This is a genomic window from Streptomyces sp. NPDC001515, assembly GCF_053597115.1.
Map to the genome: position 1 here is coordinate 28,782 of NZ_JBSFHN010000021.1, position 18,422 is coordinate 47,203.

The 18,422-nt window shown below is 74.2% G+C and carries 16 protein-coding genes; 8 read left to right on the top strand and 8 right to left on the bottom strand.

Features of this window, described 5'->3' with window-relative positions; all coding sequences use genetic code 11:
• The first annotated feature begins 68 nt into the window (after positions 1-68).
• On the top strand, positions 69-1,187 hold the full coding sequence (locus ACWCXC_RS22375) for an ADP-ribosylglycohydrolase family protein (RefSeq protein WP_450890351.1): 1,119 nt from the start codon (positions 69-71) through the stop codon (positions 1,185-1,187).
• Positions 1,188-1,241: 54 nt separating this feature from the next.
• Here the strand turns inward: ACWCXC_RS22375 and ACWCXC_RS22380 are convergent, their stop codons facing one another.
• The 3 genes from ACWCXC_RS22380 to ACWCXC_RS22390 are packed head-to-tail and all read right to left on the bottom strand — an operon-like array spanning position 1,242 to position 5,266.
• Positions 1,242-2,318 (bottom strand): tyrosine-protein phosphatase, encoded by a 1,077-nt coding sequence (locus tag ACWCXC_RS22380; RefSeq protein WP_450890352.1) that lies wholly within the window; start codon positions 2,316-2,318, stop codon positions 1,242-1,244.
• Between the two features lie 38 nt (positions 2,319-2,356).
• Positions 2,357-4,348, bottom strand: coding sequence for a hypothetical protein (locus tag ACWCXC_RS22385; protein ID WP_450890353.1), 1,992 nt, complete (start codon positions 4,346-4,348; stop codon positions 2,357-2,359).
• Positions 4,349-4,351: 3 nt separating this feature from the next.
• On the bottom strand, positions 4,352-5,266 hold the full coding sequence (locus ACWCXC_RS22390; protein WP_450681047.1) for an SGNH/GDSL hydrolase family protein: 915 nt from the start codon (positions 5,264-5,266) through the stop codon (positions 4,352-4,354).
• Positions 5,267-5,449: 183 nt separating this feature from the next.
• On the opposite strand from ACWCXC_RS22390, the gene ACWCXC_RS22395 reads away from it, so the two are divergent.
• Positions 5,450-6,661 carry a PucR family transcriptional regulator gene (locus ACWCXC_RS22395; protein ID WP_450681080.1) on the top strand — a complete coding sequence of 404 codons (1,212 nt, stop codon included), beginning with the start codon at positions 5,450-5,452 and terminating at the stop codon, positions 6,659-6,661.
• Between the two features lie 78 nt (positions 6,662-6,739).
• A complete protein-coding gene (locus tag ACWCXC_RS22400) occupies positions 6,740-7,435 on the top strand; it encodes a class I SAM-dependent methyltransferase (protein ID WP_450681048.1) in 696 nt (231 codons plus the stop codon).
• Positions 7,436-7,466: 31 nt separating this feature from the next.
• Here the strand turns inward: ACWCXC_RS22400 and ACWCXC_RS22405 are convergent, their stop codons facing one another.
• Positions 7,467-7,811 carry a hypothetical protein gene (locus ACWCXC_RS22405; protein ID WP_450681049.1) on the bottom strand — a complete coding sequence of 115 codons (345 nt, stop codon included), beginning with the start codon at positions 7,809-7,811 and terminating at the stop codon, positions 7,467-7,469.
• A 269-nt stretch (positions 7,812-8,080) separates the two neighbouring features.
• Between ACWCXC_RS22405 and ACWCXC_RS22410 the strand changes: the two genes are divergently transcribed.
• The 3 genes from ACWCXC_RS22410 to ACWCXC_RS22420 all read left to right on the top strand — a co-directional run bounded on the left by ACWCXC_RS22410 (position 8,081) and on the right by ACWCXC_RS22420 (position 13,527).
• The gene (locus tag ACWCXC_RS22410; protein ID WP_450890354.1) at positions 8,081-9,109 is read left to right on the top strand and encodes an SPFH domain-containing protein; all 1,029 of its coding nucleotides are present in this window, start codon (positions 8,081-8,083) and stop codon (positions 9,107-9,109) included.
• Between the two features lie 186 nt (positions 9,110-9,295).
• A complete protein-coding gene (locus ACWCXC_RS22415; RefSeq protein WP_450681051.1) occupies positions 9,296-12,244 on the top strand; it encodes an SNF2-related protein in 2,949 nt (982 codons plus the stop codon).
• Positions 12,241-13,527, top strand: coding sequence for an SWIM zinc finger family protein (locus tag ACWCXC_RS22420; protein WP_450681052.1), 1,287 nt, complete (start codon positions 12,241-12,243; stop codon positions 13,525-13,527). The genes ACWCXC_RS22415 and ACWCXC_RS22420 overlap by 4 nt, the downstream gene beginning before the upstream one ends.
• A gap of 27 nt (positions 13,528-13,554) precedes the next feature.
• Here the strand turns inward: ACWCXC_RS22420 and ACWCXC_RS22425 are convergent, their stop codons facing one another.
• Positions 13,555-13,863, bottom strand: coding sequence for a hypothetical protein (locus ACWCXC_RS22425; RefSeq protein WP_450681053.1), 309 nt, complete (start codon positions 13,861-13,863; stop codon positions 13,555-13,557).
• 68 nt (positions 13,864-13,931) lie between these two features.
• Positions 13,932-14,534 carry a TetR/AcrR family transcriptional regulator gene (locus tag ACWCXC_RS22430; protein ID WP_450890355.1) on the bottom strand — a complete coding sequence of 201 codons (603 nt, stop codon included), beginning with the start codon at positions 14,532-14,534 and terminating at the stop codon, positions 13,932-13,934.
• A gap of 112 nt (positions 14,535-14,646) precedes the next feature.
• On the opposite strand from ACWCXC_RS22430, the gene ACWCXC_RS22435 reads away from it, so the two are divergent.
• Positions 14,647-15,189, top strand: coding sequence for an HXXEE domain-containing protein (locus ACWCXC_RS22435; RefSeq protein ID WP_450890356.1), 543 nt, complete (start codon positions 14,647-14,649; stop codon positions 15,187-15,189).
• Between the two features lie 119 nt (positions 15,190-15,308).
• Here the strand turns inward: ACWCXC_RS22435 and ACWCXC_RS22440 are convergent, their stop codons facing one another.
• Positions 15,309-15,833 (bottom strand): DUF3574 domain-containing protein, encoded by a 525-nt coding sequence (locus ACWCXC_RS22440; protein WP_450681056.1) that lies wholly within the window; start codon positions 15,831-15,833, stop codon positions 15,309-15,311.
• Between the two features lie 170 nt (positions 15,834-16,003).
• On the opposite strand from ACWCXC_RS22440, the gene ACWCXC_RS22445 reads away from it, so the two are divergent.
• A complete protein-coding gene (locus ACWCXC_RS22445) occupies positions 16,004-16,735 on the top strand; it encodes a DUF7873 family protein (protein WP_450681057.1) in 732 nt (243 codons plus the stop codon).
• 452 nt (positions 16,736-17,187) lie between these two features.
• On the opposite strand, the gene ACWCXC_RS22450 is transcribed toward ACWCXC_RS22445, so the two are convergent.
• On the bottom strand, positions 17,188-18,399 hold the full coding sequence (locus tag ACWCXC_RS22450) for a pyridoxal phosphate-dependent aminotransferase (protein ID WP_450681058.1): 1,212 nt from the start codon (positions 18,397-18,399) through the stop codon (positions 17,188-17,190).
• Positions 18,400-18,422 lie beyond the last annotated feature (23 nt).

Below are 18,422 nucleotides of genomic sequence, written 5' to 3' on the forward strand. Positions count from 1 at the left end.
CTCCTACCAGCATGGACCCACGACGCCACCGATGCGGCGTTCCGACGGGAGAGAGTGGGGGCGGGGCCGTGAACGGCACAGCGTGGGGGAGCGTCGAAGGCCGCAGGGCGAGGATCCGGGGGTGTCTGCTGGGCGGGGCGATCGGGGACGCGCTCGGCAATCCGGTGGAGTTCCTGTCCCTGGCCGGGATCCGCCGGGCGCACGGCGAGGAGGGCGTCCAGGGGCTCACCCCCGACGAGGACGGTGTGACCGGGCGGGTCACGGACGACACCCAGATGACCCTCTTCACCGCCGAGGGCCTGATCCGCGCGCACGTCCGCGCCCGGACCGAGGGTATCGGCGGCGCCGAGACCACGGTCCTCAGGAACGCCTATCTGCGCTGGCTGGACACCCAGAATCACCCCGGGCCGCCCGCCCGGGGCGGCGACGACGAGATCCGCACCGGCCGGCTGCGCCACGAGCCCTGGCTGTACGCGCGCCGCGCCCCCGGGAACGCCTGCCTCACCGGCCTCGCCTCCGGGCACGTTCCCGACCCCGCCGCCCCCCTCGGCGCACGCGGACCGGTCAACAGCGACTCCAAGGGCTGCGGCACCGTGATGCGCTCCGCGCCCTTCGGACTGACCGGGCAGGACCCGGCGGACGCCTTCGCCCTGGCCGCCCGCTGCGCGCGGCTCACCCACGGCCACCCCACCGGGGCCTACGCCGCCGGGGCGCTGGCGGCGGTCACCGCCCATCTGCTGGAGGGCGACTCGCTGCCCGGCGCGGTCCTGCGGGCGATGGACCTGCTGGCCCGCCACCCCGGGCACGAGGAGACGACGGCCGCGCTGCGGGCCGCCGTTGACCTGGCCGGGCGGGGCGGGCCGAGCGCCGAGAAGGTGGAGAGCCTGGGGGCCGGCTGGGTCGCGGAGGAGGCCCTGGCCATCGCCGTCTACTGCGCGCTCGTCCTGCCCCGCCCCGAGCAGACCGGGCAGGCGCTGCTGCTGTCGGTGAACCACTCGGGCGACAGCGACTCCACCGGCGCGGTCTGCGGCAACCTCCTCGGCGCCCGGCACGGCGAGGCGCACCTCCCGCCCTCCTGGCTGGTGCGTACCGAAGGGCGGGCGGTCATCGCCGAGGTGGCCGACGACCTGGCGCTGGAGTTCACGGGGCCCGTCGACTGGCCGCAGGGGCGCTACCCGGGCTGCTGAGACGGCCGGGGGCCGGTGACCGCCCCGGTCACCGGCCCCCGCCGCTCGCCCGCGTCAGGCGGTCAGCATCTTGTCGCGCAGCTTCTGCACGGTCGCCGCGTCGAGCTTCAGCCCGTCGCGCACATAGGTGTCGAAGTCGCCGTAGATGTGGTCGACCTCGTCGAACGCCGCGCGCAGCCAGCTGAGTTCGACGGCCTTCGGGTCGCCGGTGTACTGGTTGCTGGCCAGGAAGTCCGCCTCGACGGTGGCGCGCGGCACGCCGAGCAGCGTGAGCAGCACGGCGGTGCCCCAGCCGGTGCGGTCCTTGCCGGCGCTGCAGTGGAAGACCGTGGACCCCGAGGAGTTGTTCGCGACGGCGGTCACCAGATCCCGGAAGGCGTAGTCCGCGCCCACGAAGTTGACCATGAACGGATAGCCGATGGACTGGCCCAGGTCGGAGGAGCCGGAGAAGAGACCGGCGGCGAGGGCCTCGGCCAGCGTCATCAGCGCCGAGTCGTGGAAGCGGATGCCGTGGCTCAGCGAGACGACGTCCGCGACCTGGTACGCCACCCCGGCCGGCAGCCGGTCCGGGGCGTCCAGGCGCTCCTGGATGTTGCGCAGGTCGATGTCCAGGGTGAGGCGCTGGGAGACGAGCCGCTGCTGCTCGGCGTCGGTGAGCTTGTTGAGCTTGTTGGAGCGGTAGACCAGCCCGGAGCGCACCCAGCGCCCGTCCGTCGTGCGGTAGCCGCCGATGTCGCGGAAGTTGCGGGCGGACTCCAGGCCGAGCGAACGGTCGGCGACGACCAGCGGACTCCCGCCGTCCGGGACCAGCCGGAAGTACCAGCGGCCCGCCTCGGGCAGCGTTCCGGCCGGAACGGTCAGCGAGCCGGTGCCGGGCGCCGAGCCGAGGGCGACGCCCGTGGTGGCGTCGGGCGCGGTGACGGCGGTGACGGTCACCGAGGCGGCCGGGGAGGCCCAGGACAGCGTGTGACCGCCGTCGGCCGCGCGCACGGCGGTGGCCGAGGTGAACGGGACGGCGGCCTGGGCCGTGGCGTCGGCCGCGGGCGGCGCGGCGAACGCGGAGGGGGCCAGGGCCGTACCGGCGAGAAGGGCGGCCGCGAGGGCGGCTCCGGCGATGCGGTGCGTACGCATGGTGCTCCTTGTCAGGTCCCTGCGAGGCAGGGGAGGCGTCAGGAGGTCGGTGTGGCGGTGCACGGGGTGGTGCCGCAGACATTGATGACACGGCCGGTGGTCAGGAAGGTGGCCTTCTGCTGTCGCGCGGCGGGCGAGTTGCGGGGGTCCTCGTGCGGGTCGTGCCCGTACGCGGGCCCGGTGGGCGGGGTGTTGGTGAGCGGGGGCGTCGGGGTCCCGCTGTCCCAGACCGTCATGGCCGAGCCTCGGTGGGGCAACCGGTCCGCGCCGATCCGGGGGATGCCCCAGTACGGGACGGTGTCCGGACTGCGCCCCGGGGCGAGCGCGGGGGACACCAGCCGGGCGCCGATGGTGCGCGCCTCGACGTCCGCCGCGGCGTTGGCGACCTGGTGGTCCCCGTACGCGATGTGCATCAGCACCTGGTGGCGGTCGGTGAGGTGGTTGGCGTACCCGTTCGTCTCACCGCGGTCCCACACCATCTGGAACAGCTGGAGGACGAGCTGCTGACGCAGCTTGTCCGGGTAGGCCACGTCCAGGACCTGCTGGAACGGCGCGAAGTCGGCGCTGCGGTTGAGCAGCAGCCCGTAGTTCATCGCGGTGACGCCCAGCACCCCGCGCCGGATGTCCGGCGAGGCCGCCACCAGGGCGCCGCCCAGGATGCCGCCCTGGCTGTTGCCGTCGTACGCGAGACCGTGCCGGACGTCCACGAGCGGACGGCCGTCGGCGGTGCGGAACGCCGGGTCGCCGGTGAACCCCCGGGCGTGGACCAGGGCCCGGCCGAGGAACAGGGCGTTGAGCATGCCCTGCTCGCTGCGTTCGGGGACCGCCGGGAAGAGGCCGGGATCGGCGAGTGCGGCGAGGACGACGGGGACGTCGTCCCTGGCCATGCCGATCCAGTCCGTCGCGCAGAACGTGAAGTTGTGCTCGGCGGCCATGTCCTTGACGTTGCCCGCGCCCACCTCGTTGCGGGAGCCCAGCAGCCCGTGCCCGTAGAGCGAGGGGCGGGAGGGGGCGCGGAAGGCCGAGCGCGGGATCTCGCAGCGGAACTCGGCGGTCTGGGTGGAGAGCGGCAGCCGGCGCGGTACGCCGGAGCCGTCGCGGTTCACCACCGAGCCGGGCGGGCCGCCGGGCGGCGAGAGGTAGCCGGGCACGGTGATCCGCCCGGTGACCTCGCGCCCGATCCTGGCGTCCTGGGCCTCGGTGAAGTCGGTGACCCCGGTGACGGCGAACGCGGGGGAGCGGTCGCCGAGGCGGCGGAACGCGTCGTCGCGGATCGTGAACAGGTCACCGGTCAGACTCCGGGTGGAGGCGACGGTGAAGTCCCAGGCCAGCTGGAGCCCTTCGCCGCCCGCCCCGGCCCGGCGCAGCGCGGACAGGGCCGGGCGCAGCGCGTCCTGCCGGGCCCGCAGCGGATGGTGCGCGGGCAGCCGCTTCCCGGCCACGGACGCGAACGTTCCGGGCACCGGGAGGAGCCGGCCCGCGCCGTCCCTGAGCCCGCGCAGCGCCACGGCGTAGTGGTGTCCGTCGAGGAAGTTGCGCGCCGGGTGGATCAGCAGCGCGCGCCGCGCCGGATCGGTGGCGTTGGCATCGGGCTCCGCCCAGTAGGGCCACCGCTCCCCGGTGGTGGTGTCCAGCAGGACGATCGGGGCGTTCCGGTCCAGGGAGCGCCCGATGTCGGTGAGCGGCGCCGCGCCGGTCGCCTCCGTGTCGAGCCCCGGCACCTGGGCGATGAGCGTGGAGCCCGGGGAGAAGCCGTCGCTCCGGTTCCATGCCGCGGGGTCGACCGGGAGCCCGGTCACCGGGCGGGGCAGCAGGGCGGTGTCGAAGGCCACCCGGCGGCCCGTGTCGGTGCGCGGGTCCGGCCGGGTGTACCAGTCGTTGGGGAACGGCAGCAGACACTCCTCGGGCGCCAGCGGGTCGCAGCCCCGCGCCGGGGAGGGGGCCGCCGGTGCCGCGTGGGCGGGCGGGGCGAGGAGCGCGGCGGCGCCGAGCGCCACCGCCAGCAGTGCGTGGAGCATCCGCTGCCGCACGGGTCAGCTCCCCTGGAGGTGCGCGCCGATGATCCGCGCGTAGGCGGCCTCACCCTGCTTGTTCGGGTGCAGCGGCGCGGCCAGGGCGGTCGGCACATAGCCCTCGACCCACCGGTCGGCGGGCGCCTGGCAGGCGTCGTGGCCCTTGCTGGGCGTGGCCACGTCGATGTACTCGGCGCGGTGCGCGGCGCTCTGCTCCGCGATCACCGCGTTCATCCGGTCGACGCTGCCCTGGAGGTAGTCGGCGTCCACCGGGAGCACAGGCTGCAACGGCCAGCAGCCGCCCGGCTTGATGTAGAGGCCGTACCCCGTGACGAGGACCCGGGCCTGCGGCGAGCGCTGGTGGATCCCGTCCAGTACGGCTCCGAGGCGCGGCCCGAACTCCGCGATGCGCTGGGCCACCTGGTCGACGCCGCCCTCGGTCAGCTTGTCCTTGCAGGGGGCGGCGGTGGGGTCGAGCTGCATGCAGTCCTGTGCGATGCCGACGAGACCGGCGTCGTTCCCGCCGATCGTCAGGGTCACCAGATCGGTGTCGGCGCGCAGCGCGTCGAACTGCGGGGGCGCCGAACCCATCGGGATGTCCAGCAGCGAGAGCGACTGCTTCTCCGTCATGTGCTTGGACTTGGCCCCGCTGCACGTGACGTCGCGCAGCGACGCCCCGATGCTCGCGGCCAGTTCGTGCGCGTAGTTGTGCGTGGAACGCCCGCAGGCGACCGGCCCGGTGATGTCCGGGATCAGCGGCCCGGAGGCCATCGAGTCGCCGAGCGCGACGTACGACACGGCGTCGTCGGTGGCCGCCGAGGCCCCCGGCGCCCCGGTGCCGACCGCCAGTCCGGCCAGGGCCGCCGCCGCGACCGACAGCCGTGCGCCACGGCTTCTGACGATCCGACAGAATGCTTTGCTGTACGACTGGTTCACGGCGTCCTCCGGTGTGGGGCGGGCGGGGCATGGCGTGTGTCGCCGGTCATCATGCAGACTCGAACGCCGTCGTTTAACTGGTGGGTAACGCAGACTTCCCCGGGGGCTTTTGTGACGCGTGACAACGAGCGGTCCTGCCGCGCGGGCGGGCCCGGGGCCCGGCGGGGGGCGGAGCCGCTCCCGCTGCGCATCGGCGGGCATCCGGTGGCGGGCCGGCTGCGGGCCCGGGTCCCCGCCCTGACCGCCCGGGTCGTCGCCCGGCTCCTGAGCGATCTGCCGGTCTACGCGGAACTGCCCCACGAGGAGATCGCGGGCGACATCGCGGACATCGTCCAGCACAATCTGCGCCTCTTCGCGGACGTCGTCGAGCAGCGCAGACCGGCCACCGACGCCGAACTCGCCCAGCAGCGCGACTCCTCCGCCCAGCGCGCCGAGGAGGGCGTCCCCCTGGACGCCATCCTCACCGCCTACCAGGTGGGGATCGCCATGTGCTGGGAGGAGACGGCCCGGGACGCGGGGCCCGGGGACCTCCCCGCCGTGCTGGAGATCATGGACCGCATCATGGTCCTCCAGCAGCAGCTGACCTCCGCCGTGAGCGGTGCCTACCTGGAGGCCCGGCAGATCCTGGACAGCCAGGAGCACGGCGGCCGGCACGCCCTGATGGCGGCGCTGCTCGCGGGCGAGGACCTGGACCGCTTCACCCGGCGCACCGGGCTGCGGCCCGCCGCCCGCTATCTGACGATGACGCTCGCCCTGGCCCCGCACGACGACGAGCGCGGACAGACCCCCGGCTCCGGGGCCGATGTGGCGGCCCGGCGCAAGATCCGGCGCATCCGCACCGCCCTGGACCGGTTCTGCGGCGTCCCGGCGCTGACGGCGCTCGACGCGGGCGGCGGCACCGTGCTTCTGCCGGTGGCCGAACCGCCGCCCTGGAACGGGCCGGGCGGGCTGTGCGAGCTGGTCGAGGAGGCCGCCCTCGCGGCCGGGGTCCCCGTCACGGCGGCGGCGGAGACCGTCGCGCCCGAGGGGGTGCCCGCGGCCGTGGCCCGCAACGCGGAGATCGTCGGCCTCGTCGCCCGCACCGGACGGCCGGCGGGCCTCTACCGGCTCGACGACGTCCTGCTGGAGTACCAGTTGAGCCGTCCCAGCGAGGCCCTCGACGGACTGGCCAGACTGCTCTCCCCGCTGGAGGCCAAGCCCGAACTGCTCCACACCCTGGAGACGTACCTCGCCCACGGCCTGGACCGCAGGGCGGCTGCCGCCGCCCTGCACGTCCACCCCAACACGGTCGACTACCGGATCCGCCGCATCGGCGGCCTGACCGGTCTCTCCCCGGCCCGCCCCGCCGACCTCCAGCACCTCAACGCGGCCCTGGTCGCCCGCCGTTCCGTGTAGCGCCCGGCGGAAGCACCCCTTCGGGGGACGCGGCACCCGGTCGGGAACGGCCTCGGTCGACCGTTCGTTCGGCCTGGTATGAGCGGACGACTGGTACGTGAGGGGTATTCAGGGACGGGCCCCGGGGACATCACCCCGGACGGCTGCGCCGTCGAGTTGTACGCGCGCCTGGCCGTCGGCGACGAGCCCGACGTCATCGCCGCGGCGGTCCCGCCCGGCGCGCGCATTCTCGAACTGGGCTGCGGAGCCGGCCGCGTCACCCACCCACTGGTCGCGCGCGGCTTCGACGTCACGGCCGTGGACGAGTCGGCGGCAATGCTGGAGCGGGTGCGCGGGGCCCGGACGGTGTGCGCCCCCATCGAATCCCTCGACCTCGGCGACGAGACCTTCGACGTGGTGATGCTGGCCTCGTTCCTGGTGCACGCGGGCGACCCCCTCGTCCGGGACGGGCTGCTGCGCACCTGCCGCCGATATGTGCGCGACGGCGGCGTGGTCCTCCTCCAGCGCGAGGGCGAGGACTACCACGCGGACCTGCCGCGCGAGCGGATCCACCCCGCCGGGTACACCGTCCGGATCGTCTCCTCGGAGCCGGTCGGCGACGGGGTGCGCTCGGTGCGCGCGGAGTACGACTTCGAGGACGCCCGGTGGACCCAGACCTTCCTCGCGCGCCCCCTGACACGGGAGGAGTTCGAGGGCCATCTGGAGACGGCCGGCCTGCGGGTGGACCGCTGTCTGACACCGGACGGGGTGTGGGTGCGCGCCGTGCCCGTGTGACACGGCCCCGGGGCGTGCCCGGCGGCGGGGGTCAGTGGACGGTGCTGAAGCTGCGCCAGGGCAGCGCGCTGGGCGCCTTCACGTCGGAGAACGTGGTCGCGAGATAGGTCGTGCCCGGCCCGGTGCAGTCCCGTGTGCGATACAGGATGATGTCGATCAGGGTGCCGTTGGAGACCTCCTTGGCACCCGGCAGGATCCGGTGGCAGCCCTTCACCGAGGGGCTGTTCACCATGATCACGGCATCCCGTTCCGTCGTGTAGGTGACCGGCCCGACCGCGGTCCGGCCGAGGCCCGAGCAGCCGGCGACGGTGAGGGTGAGGAGCACGGCCTGGGCGGCGACGCCGAGACGGCGGCGGCGGTGGTCGATCACGGGCATGGGCGGTTCCTCGTCTGTCTCGTCCGGCTCATCCGTACGCACTCCGTCACGCCCCCCGTGCGCCACGGCGGGACGTGCTGACGCTGGTCACCCTGCCCGCTGCCGGCGGGCCCGGCATCCGGGAGGCCGCCGGGCGGGGGACGGCGGTCCGGGCAGCCGTTCGCCCGCTGTCCGTATGGGGCATACCGTGGTATTAGGCCCGAGAGGGCGTGAGGCAGACGTTCCGGTACCTCCGGTGTGCCGGTTCCTCCGGCTGGCAGGGGGCCGTCATGGTCCAGGTGCTCCTGATCGCGGTGATCGCGGTCCTCGCGGCGGCCGCGGTGTACACGGCCGCGGCGGCCCGCGTCGTCAAGCAGTACGAACGAGGCGTGGTGCTCCGGCTGGGGCGGCTCCGCGACGATGTGCGCGGACCCGGGTTCACCATGCTGGTCCCCGGCATCGACCGGCTCCGCAAGGTCAACATGCAGATCGTCACCATGCCGGTGCCGGCCCAGGACGGCATCACCCGCGACAACGTCACCGTGCGGGTGGACGCGGTCATCTACTTCAAGGTGGTCGACCCGGCGAGCGCGGTCGTCGCCGTGGAGGACTACCGCTTCGCCGTCTCGCAGATGGCCCAGACCTCGCTGCGCTCCATCATCGGCAAGAGCGATCTGGACGATCTGCTCTCCAACCGAGAGAAGCTCAACCAGGGCCTGGAGCTGATGATCGACTCCCCGGCCGTCGGCTGGGGCGTGCAGATCGACCGGGTCGAGATCAAGGACGTCTCGCTGCCGGAGACCATGAAGCGGTCCATGGCGCGGCAGGCCGAGGCCGACCGTGAGCGGCGGGCCCGGGTGATCAACGCCGACGCGGAGCTCCAGGCGTCCAGGAAGCTGGCCGAGGCGGCGTCCGAGATGTCCGAGCAGCCGGCGGCCCTCCAGCTCAGGCTGCTGCAGACCGTGGTGGCCGTGGCGGCGGAGAAGAACTCCACGCTGGTGCTGCCGTTCCCGGTGGAGCTGCTGCGCTTCCTGGAACGGGCCCAGCAGGCACAGACCCCGTCCGGACCGCCTCAGGCGGTGGCCCCGGCCGGCGACGGGCGGACCCCCGGGCCGACGGACGGGCCGGAACCCGGGCCGAAGGACGGGCAGGCGCCGGGGTCGGACCCGGAGCGGACGGCGGAACCGCAGCCGGCCCGTGCCGCGACGGAGCCGGAACCGGAACCGTCCGGCTCCCCGGCCACCACCTCCTCCTCTTCCGCGAACGGGGCCGGCCCCGCGACCGGCGGCCCCGCGAAGCCTCCGCTGGTCAGCCACTGAGCGGCCGGGACCCAGTCGCCGCCGGTCCCGTACGAGCTGCGGGTCCGGCGGCGGCCGCAGCGTTGTCGGACCCCCCGCCTAGACTCGCCGGAGTCGGAGTGATTCCGAGGGCGTCCGCGCTGACCAGGCACGGAGGCCGAGGCGTACGGGCCCGGCGGGCCCGGCAGGATGGGGAGGGGAGGCAGGATGGACACCGCACCGTCGTCGCGGGACGCGGCCGTGGCCCGGCTGCTGCGCTGCGCCCCCGTCTTCCTGCCCGATCCGCTCCCGCGCCGGGGCCTCGTCGCGTTCTGGGACCCCGAGGGGCATCCGCCGGCGGACCCGGACGGCATCTGGGACGCGCGCGCCGACGAGGGCGGGCCCGCCGAGGCGGACGGCTCGGGTGTCCGGACCGCCGAGATCACGGTCGTCCGCCGCCCTGACGGCACGGGCGGCCCGCGCGCCGACACCGTGCCCGCGCTGCTCGTGCCGGTCGCGGAGGCCCTGCCGCTGCTGGTCCGCGCCCGCCATCTGCGCTCCGCCCACCCGGCCGCCCGCTGCTGGGGCGCCGCCGCGCTGCACGCGCTCCATCTGGTCTCCCGGGGCCGCCTCCTCCCCGGACTGACGGCCGACGACCACGACGCCTGGCGCGCCGGACCGCGCGACGCCGACGACGTCGCCCATCTGCGCGCCGTCGCGGCGGCCCTGCCCCCCGAGGGCCACGCCGTGCCCGTCCCGGGCCGCTCCCCGCTGCGCCTCCCCGAGCCCGAGGCGCTGGTCTCCGCCTTCCTCGACGCGGTCGCCGACACCCTGCCCCGCACCCCCGCCGCCGCGTTCGCCATGGGCGCCCCCTTCGCCGCCCGCGAGGGCCGGCAGCTGCCCGGCGCCCGGGAATGGGCCGTGGAGGTCGCCTCCGGGCTCGACGCGGGCGTACGGGTGTCGCTGCGCCTGGACCTCTCGGCCTACGAACTCTTCGACACCACCCCGGCCCCCGGGACGGCCGACGCCCCGGAGCACGCAGGCGGCGGAGCCGTTCCCGCCCCCGCCCGGCACGCCGGGGCGGCCGTCACCCAGGTGCACAGCCTCGCCGACCCCACCTACGTCATCGATGCCGCGGCCCTGTGGAACGGCACCGCGGGCGAGCCCTTCGGCCCCCGGTCCCGGATCGACGCCGTCCTCGCGCTGCGCCGCGCCGCCCGCGTCTGGCCCCCGCTCGAACGGCTGCTGGAACAGCCCGTCCCCGACGTCCTGGCCCTCGCCGAGGACGAGCTCCAGGACCTGCTGGGCGCGGCCGGGGCACGGCTCGCGGCGGCCGGGGTCCACATCCACTGGCCCAGGGAGCTGGCCCGTTCCCTCACCGCGGCGGCCGTCGTGCGCCCCGCCCCCGGATCCGCCACCGACGGCACCGCGTTCTTCGACGCCGAACAGCTGTTCTCCTTCGACTGGCAGCTCTCCCTCGGGGACCAGAAGCTCACCGAGGCGGAGATGGACGTGCTCGCCGAGGCCCACCGCCCCGTCGTCCGGCTGCGGGACCAGTGGGTCGTCGTCGATCCCGCGCTCGTCCGCAAGGCGCGCAAACGAGGGCTGGGCCTGCTGGACCCGGTGGACGCCCTCGCCGTCGCCCTGACCGGCACCGCCGAGGTGGACGGCGAGCAGGTCGAGGCGGTGCCCATCGGCGCCCTGGCCGAGCTGCGCGCCCGGATCACCGACGACACCGCCACGATCGCGCCGCCGCCCGGCCTCGCCGCCACGCTGCGCGACTACCAGCTGCGCGGCCTGGCCTGGCTGGACCGGATGACCTCGCTCGGCCTCGGCGGCTGCCTCGCGGACGACATGGGCCTCGGCAAGACGATCACCCTCATCGCCCTCCACCTCCACCGCGCCCACCCCGCCCCCACCCTGGTCGTCTGCCCCGCCTCCCTGCTGGGCAACTGGCACCGGGAGATCAACCGCTTCGCCCCCGGCGTCCCCGTCCGCCGCTTCCACGGCACCGGCCGCAGCCTCGCCGGGGCCGACGCCGGCTTCGTCCTTACCACGTACGGCACGATGCGCTCCAGCGCCGCCGAGCTGGCCGCCCACCGCTGGGGGCTGATCGTCGCCGACGAGGCCCAGCACGTGAAGAACCCGCACTCCTCCACCGCCAAGGCGCTGCGCACCCTCCCGTCCCCGGCCCGTGTCGCCCTCACCGGCACCCCCGTCGAGAACAACCTCTCCGAGCTCTGGGCGCTCCTCGACTGGACCACCCCCGGACTCCTCGGCCCCCTCAAGGCATTCCGCGCCCGCCACGCGCGTACGGCCGAGAACACCGGCACCGCCGCCGGCTTCGCCAACGACGAAGCGGTCGAACGGCTCTCCCGGCTGGTCCGCCCCTTCCTGCTGCGCCGCCGCAAGTCCGACCCCGGTATCGCCCCGGAGCTGCCGCCCAAGACGGAGACCGACCACCCGGTCTTCCTCACCCGGGAGCAGGCCACGCTCTACGAGGCCACGGTCCGCGAGACCATGGCGTACATCGAGGCGTCCGAGGGCATCGCCCGGCGCGGCCTGATCATGAAGCTGCTCGCCTCGCTCAAGCAGATCTGCAACCACCCCGCGCAGTATCTGAAGGAGGACCCGGCCCGGCTCTCCGGACGCTCCGGAAAGCTCGCCCTCCTCGACGAACTGCTCGACACGATCCTCGCCGAGGACGGCTCCGTGCTCGTCTTCACCCAGTACGTGACGATGGCCCGGCTGCTCTCCGCGCATCTCGCCGCCCGCGCGATCCCCTCCCAGCTCCTGCACGGGGGAACGCCGGTGGCCGAGCGCGAGCGGATGGTGGACCGCTTCCAGGAGGGCGAGGTGCCCGTCTTCCTGCTCTCCCTCAAGGCCGCGGGCACCGGACTCAACCTCACCCGCGCCTCCCATGTCATCCACTACGACCGCTGGTGGAACCCGGCGGTGGAGGAACAGGCCACCGACCGGGCCTACCGCATCGGCCAGACCCAGCCCGTCCAGGTGCACCGGCTCATCGCCGAGGGCACCGTCGAGGACCGCATCGGCGAGATGCTGCTCGCCAAACGGGCCCTCGCCGACGCCGTGCTCGGCGGCGGGGAGGCCGCCCTGACCGAGCTGAGCGACCGCGACCTGGCCGACCTCGTCTCCCTCCGGAGGCCGTCATGAGTCCCCGTCCGCCCGCCGTCCGCCCCCGGCCCGGCCCCGACGATCTGCGGCGCACCTTCGAGGCCGTGCCCGCCCGCACCACCGGGGACGACGAGCCGTTCGCGGACAGCTGGTGGGGCCGGGCCTGGGTGACGGCCCTGGAGTCCCGCTCGACGGACGGCCCGAGACTGGCCCGGGGGCGCGCGTACGCGGACAGCGGGAACGTCGCCGCGATCACCGTCACCCCGGGCCGTGTCGTCGCGTACGTGCACGGCAGCCGCCCCCGCCCCTACCGCGCGGAGCTGCGGCTGCGCACCCTCGGCGATCCCGACTGGGAGACCTTCCTCGGCGCGGTGGCCGAGCGCCCGGGGCACCTCGCCGCCCTGCTCGCCAAGGAGATGCCGCACTCCCTGGCGGACACGGCCGCCGCCCAGGGCATCGCGCTGCTCCCCGAGGCCGGCGATCTGGACCCCACCTGCACCTGCCCCGACCGCGGCCGGCCCTGCAAGCACGTGGCGGCCCTCTGCTACCAGACGGCCCGGCTGCTGGACGCCGATCCGTTCGTCCTCCTGCTGCTGCGCGGCCGGGGCGAGCGCGAGATCCTCGCGGACCTGGGCCACCGCAACGCGGCACTCTCCGCGCGGGAACGGCCCGCCGCGCCCGACGCCCCCTCCGTGCCCGCCGACGAGGCGTACGCCGACCGCTTCCTGCCGCCGCTGCCCGCACCCTTCCCGGCGGACCCCCATCCGGGCCGCCCGCCCGCCTATCCGGAGCTGCCGGGCGCCCGGGACCCCCTCGGGCTCGACCAGCTGGCCACCGACGCCGCCGAGCGGGCCCACGCCCTGCTCACCACCGGCACCGACCCGGTCGCCGGGCTCACCGCCTGGCAGGACGCCGTCCGGCACGCGGCGGCCCGCCCCACGGCCGGACTCACCGTCACCACCCGCGCCCTCTACCGCGAGCTGGCCTCCGCCACCGGCCGCACCACCACCGATCTGGCCCGCGCCGTCGCCGCCTGGAGGCAGGGCGGTCCCGAGGGCCTCGCCGTTCTGGAAACGCCCTGGGACCCCCCGGCCGGACCCTTCGACCGGGCCCGCCCCGCCCTCGCGGCGGCCGGCTGGCCCCGCTTCCAGCCGTGGCACAATCACCTCACCCACCCCGGCGGCACCCTCCAGCTCCGCTACGGGCACGACGGCCGGTGGTACGGCTACGAGTCCGAACCGGGCGCGGAGGCATGGTGGCCCCGAGCCGCCCCGGCCGCCGACCCGGTGGGCGCGCTCCTGGAACTGACCGGCGCCGGCTGAGCCGCCCGGCGCGCCGGGCGTGTCCCGTCAGCCGCTCGCGACGACCAGCAGCACGATCAGCAGCACCGCGACGAGGGGCAGCACGATCAGCCGGGCCGTGCGGAAGGACGGGTCCTCCTGCTGGACGAGCGCCCCGCCCGCGCCGTGGGCGTCGGCCAGATGCTCCCCGGCCATGGCGTCGAGCCGCCGTGTCGTCAGCATCGAGGGCGCCCAGTCGCAGTGCGCGCAGACGAGGAAGTCACGGTACGGGTCGTACCGGAAGTCGCGTTCCAGGTTGACCGTGAAGACCTCCCCCCGCTCGGTCGTCGCGGTGAACTGTCGTACGGGCGCGCCCATGCGGCCTGCTCCTTGTTCGTCGACGTCCGGTGCCCCCCGGCACCGGAGGCGGCACAGTACCCGATGGTTCAGCCGGCGGGCCGGGCGGGGAGCACCGCGTCCACGACGGACGTCGCGAAATCCGGGGGTACGGGCAGGTTGCGCAGCAGGGCCCGCATCCAGACGGCCCCGGCGATCAGGTCGAGCAGCAGCATCGGGTCGGTGTCCGGGGGGAGTTCGCCGCGTGCGACGGCCCGCGCGAACACCGGCCGCTCGCGGGAGAAGCGGTCGGCGAAGAAGTCGCGGGTCAGGGCGGCGAGTTCGTCGTCGGGGAGCCCCGACCCCGCCGTCATGGCCCGGACGAGCGCCTGGGTGCGCGCCCCCGTCACCAGCGCCACGATCTGTTCGGTGAGGGCGATCAGATCGCCCCGCAGCGAGCCCGTGTCGGGCACCGAGACGTCCAGTGCCCGGGAGCGCAGCAGCGCGGCCCGCAGCAGGGGGGCCTTCGACGGCCACCACCGGTAGATCGTCGTCTTGTTGACCCCGGCCTCCTGGGCGACGGCCTCGATCGTCAGCCCGGCGTACCCGCGCTCGGCGAGCAGGCGCAGCGTGGCGTCGTGGATCGCCCCGGCGGCCCGGGGGCCTTTGTCCGGGACCTTGTCCGGGCGCTGGCGGGCGGTCTGGTCCGGCATGGTGCCTCCAAGAAATGCAACGCGACGTTGCGTTGCATTATGTGCTTTCGGCGGTGCCGCCCGGCCCCGTGGCCGGAGCGGGAGCGCCGTGGGAACGACCGAGGGGGTACCCATGACGGAACGTGCGGGAGCACCGGTGTCCGGGGCGGTGACCTGGGGACTGCTGGCCGCCTGGGCGGCCAACGACCTGGAGGAGATCGCCACGATGGCGGGCTGGCTGCGCACCGCGCGGCCCGAGCTCAGGAAGCGCCTGCCCTGGGTGCCCGAGCGGATCTGGCGGCGCACCGACCTCGGCCGGCGCGAGATCACCACGGCCATCGGCCTGATGGGCTGCCTGATCGCCGTGGCCGCGGCGGACGGGGCACGCACCGGCGGACGCAGCCCGCTCTTCGGCGGCGTCCTGGTCGGTTTCGGCGTGCACGGGGCGGTCCACCTGGCGCAGTCGGCGGCGTACGGCGGCTACACCCCCGGCGTCGCCACCGCGCCGACCGTCGTCGTCCCGTACTCCCTCTGGGCGCTGCGCCGGCTCCGGGCGGCCGGTGTCGAGGTCGGCGGGGGCCGGAGCGCGGCCGGGCTGGCGCTCCTGCCGGTCGCGGTCCTGGGGGCGCACGCCGCGGCCCGCGTGCTGAGCGGACCGCGCGGCGGGAACGCCTGACGGGGCCGGCGACGCGGCCGGGGTGCCTGACGGGGTCGGCGACGCGGAGGGGCCGCCTGACGGGGCCGGTCGCCCGGATGCGGGCGGGCGGGCGCGGCGGCGGCCGGCTCGCCCGGGGCTCAGAAGTCGACCGTCGTGCGCTCCTCCAGCCGGGCCACCGAATCCTGCGCGTACGCCTCCTCGTAGGCGGTGCGGATCCGCTCGATCTGCGGATCGCGCTGCCGCGCCTCGGAGGCCGGGTAGAGCAGCGTCAGTTCATAGCTGCGTTCCCGTTCGACGACGCCGTGCGAGTCCCGCCACTGGCCCCGGCCGTCCTGGACGGTCAGTCCGTCGGGGAAGCGCGGGGTGACCTCCGCGTCGACGAAGGCCATGAACTGGCGGTCCGTCACGGCCGGGCCGCCGTCCGGTCGTTCGGTGCCGAACAGCAGCCGTGTCTCGATGTACGCCTTGCCGCGCGAGGCGGTCGAGGTCGCCGGGCGGGGATCGGCGGGGGAGTCGGCGCCCAGCGTGGCGTACGCGACGGGCGTGCCGGCGGCCAGGACCGCGAGTCCGGCCGCGGCTGCGGCGAGCGCCGTGCGGTGGCGCGTACGGGGACGGCTGTCGGCCGGGACTCCGGTGCCGGGGAGGAGACGGGGACGGGGCATGGGGGAACCCTTCGTTCCGGGTGCGGGGCGGTGCGCGCGGGCGCGCGGCCCACTGTGGCAAGCCGCACCGGCCCGAGGGCGCCGCGGCGGGGGCGGCGCACGCCGATCCACCCGATCGGGCGGGAAAAACCGTTGGTGGGGCGTCGGTTGGCCTTGCTAGCGTCCCCGACGTGGCGAAACTCAATCAGATCATCGCAGTGGAGAAGGGCGTCAAGTCCAAGGCTCACCAGGACCTGACGGCGGCGCATCACGGCCTCCAGAAGGCCGGTCTGCTGGCCGGGATCTCCCGGACGTACCAGCCGAAGGACGAGGAGGGCGAGCAGCTTCCGCCCGAGTCGACGCTGGTGCAGATCAAGGCCGAGGACGTGCTGCGGGACACCGCGGCGACCCTGACCCGGCTCTTCGACGTCACCGCCACGAAGGACTGGGCGAACTGCGAGGCCCGCGCCGACATCACCGTCGAGGGACGGGTGCTGGTGAGCGGGGTCCCCGTCTCGTACCTCCTCTTCCTGGAGAAGCAGCTCACGGACCTCAACACCTTCGTGCGCAAGCTCCCGGTGCTCGACGCCTCCGAGGCGTGGAGCCAGGACCCGTCGACGGACGCCTGGAAGACCGAGCCGGTGCGGACCCTGCGGACGAAGAAGGTGCCCCGCAACCACGTGAAGGCGGAGGCCACCGAGAAGCACCCGGCCCAGGTCGAGGTCTACTACGAGGACGTCCCGATCGGTTACTGGACGACGGTGAAGTTCTCCGGAGCCCTGCCCGCGCGGCGGATCAACGAGCTGCTCGACCGGGTGGAGAAGCTCCAGCAGGCGGTCAAGTTCGCCCGCGAGGAGGCCAACGGTGTGGAGGTGACGGACCGACGGGTGGGTGACGCGGTCTTCGGTTACCTGTTCGGGTGACCGACCATGGATTCCCCGGTGGCTGTCGAAACCACCGGGGTGCGCGAGGAGCGCAAAGCTGACACTGAAGTTTGTCGTGACGACGCGGTGCGGTTGGAGGTTCGAGTCCTCCCCCCGGCACTTCCGTACCCCGTACGGATGCGGGCCGGGGTGGCCCAACTGGCAGAGGCGGGCCGCGATCAATCTCAGACTCTTGCTCCAGATTCAGCATGCGCCGCCTATCGCCGGATCAATCGGGCCCGTGCCCGTGGGCGTCGAGATGCCGGTTCGACTCCGGCCCGTGGAGCTTCGGTCCGCGGTCGTCTAAAGGCAGGACGCGACGACATCAACCTGACACGGACCCTTAAAAGTGCCGGCGTGCGAATCAGGCGGCAATCACAGGGCCCGGGGGCCGGCTACGCCCCCGGGTCCGCTCCTTTTTCCCGGCCGCCGCGCGGGCGCCCCGCCCCCGCCTACTGCCGGTATCCGGCCAGGAAGCGTCCGATACGGCTGATCGCCGCGTCGAGGTCGTCGGCGTGCGGCAGGGTCAGGATCCGGAAGTGGTCGGGCCGCGGCCAGTTGAAGCCGGTGCCCTGGACGACCTGGATCTTCTCGCGCAGCAGCAGGTCCAGGACGAACTTCTCGTCGTCGACGATCGGATGCACCTGCGGATCGATGCGCGGGAAGGCGTACAGCGCGCCCTTCGGCTTCACGCACGAGACCCCGGGTATCTCGTTCAGCTTCTCCCAGGCCCGGTCGCGCTGCTCGTGGAGCCGGCCCCCGGGCGCCACCAGTTCCCGGATCGACTGCCGGCCGCCGAGCGCCGCCTGGATCGCGTACTGCGCGGGCGCGTTGGGGCACAGCCGCATCGAGGCCAGCATCGTCAGCCCCTCCAGATAGCTGCGCGCGTGCTGCTGGGGACCGGACACCACCATCCAGCCGGAGCGGAACCCGGCCACGCGGTACGTCTTGGAGAGTCCGCTGAAGGTGAGGCAGACCAGATCGGGGGCGAGGACGGCCACGCTGTGGTGCTCGGCGTCGTCGTACAGGATCTGGTCGTAGATCTCGTCGGCGAACACCATCAGACCGTGCCGGCGGGCCAGATCGAGGATGCCCTCCAGGATCTCGCGCGGATAGACGGCTCCGGTCGGGTTGTTCGGATTGATGATCACGACGGCACGGGTGCGGTCGGTGATCTTGGAGGCCATATCGGCCAGATCCGGGTTCCAGTCCGCCGACTCGTCGCACGTGTAGTGCACGGCCCTCCCGCCGGCCAGCGTCGTCACCGCCGTCCACAGCGGATAGTCAGGGGAGGGGATCAGCACCTCGTCGCCGTCCTCCAGCAGCCCCTGGACCGCCATCGAGATCAGCTCGGACACCCCGTTGCCGAGGAAGACGTCGTCGACGCCGACATCGGTCAGGCCCATGGCCTGATAGCGCTGCGCCACGGCCCGGCGGGCCGAGAGGATGCCGCGCGAATCCGTGTAGCCATGCGCCTGCGGAAGCATCCGGATCATGTCCTGGACGATCTCCTCCGGCGCCTCGAAGCCGAAGAGCGCCGGATTGCCGGTGTTCAGGCGCAGCACGCTGTGGCCCGCCTCCTCCAGCGCGTTGGCGTGCTCGATGACCGGGCCCCGGATCTCGTAACAGACCTCGTTGAGCTTGCTGGACTGGCGGAACTCCATGCCGTGCCTCCCGACCCGATTGC

Coding starts and splice junctions, on each gene's coding strand:
- ACWCXC_RS22380 (WP_450890352.1), bottom strand. CDS start 2,318: ATGCGTACGCACCGCATCGCCGGAGCCGCCCTCGCGGCCGCCCTTCTC.
- ACWCXC_RS22400 (WP_450681048.1), top strand. CDS start 6,740: ATGAGCGGACGACTGGTACGTGAGGGGTATTCAGGGACGGGCCCCGGG.
- ACWCXC_RS22405 (WP_450681049.1), bottom strand. CDS start 7,811: ATGCCCGTGATCGACCACCGCCGCCGCCGTCTCGGCGTCGCCGCCCAG.
- ACWCXC_RS22410 (WP_450890354.1), top strand. CDS start 8,081: ATGGTCCAGGTGCTCCTGATCGCGGTGATCGCGGTCCTCGCGGCGGCC.
- ACWCXC_RS22415 (WP_450681051.1), top strand. CDS start 9,296: ATGGACACCGCACCGTCGTCGCGGGACGCGGCCGTGGCCCGGCTGCTG.
- ACWCXC_RS22420 (WP_450681052.1), top strand. CDS start 12,241: ATGAGTCCCCGTCCGCCCGCCGTCCGCCCCCGGCCCGGCCCCGACGAT.
- ACWCXC_RS22425 (WP_450681053.1), bottom strand. CDS start 13,863: ATGGGCGCGCCCGTACGACAGTTCACCGCGACGACCGAGCGGGGGGAG.
- ACWCXC_RS22430 (WP_450890355.1), bottom strand. CDS start 14,534: ATGCCGGACCAGACCGCCCGCCAGCGCCCGGACAAGGTCCCGGACAAA.
- ACWCXC_RS22435 (WP_450890356.1), top strand. CDS start 14,647: ATGACGGAACGTGCGGGAGCACCGGTGTCCGGGGCGGTGACCTGGGGA.
- ACWCXC_RS22440 (WP_450681056.1), bottom strand. CDS start 15,833: ATGCCCCGTCCCCGTCTCCTCCCCGGCACCGGAGTCCCGGCCGACAGC.
- ACWCXC_RS22450 (WP_450681058.1), bottom strand. CDS start 18,399: ATGGAGTTCCGCCAGTCCAGCAAGCTCAACGAGGTCTGTTACGAGATC.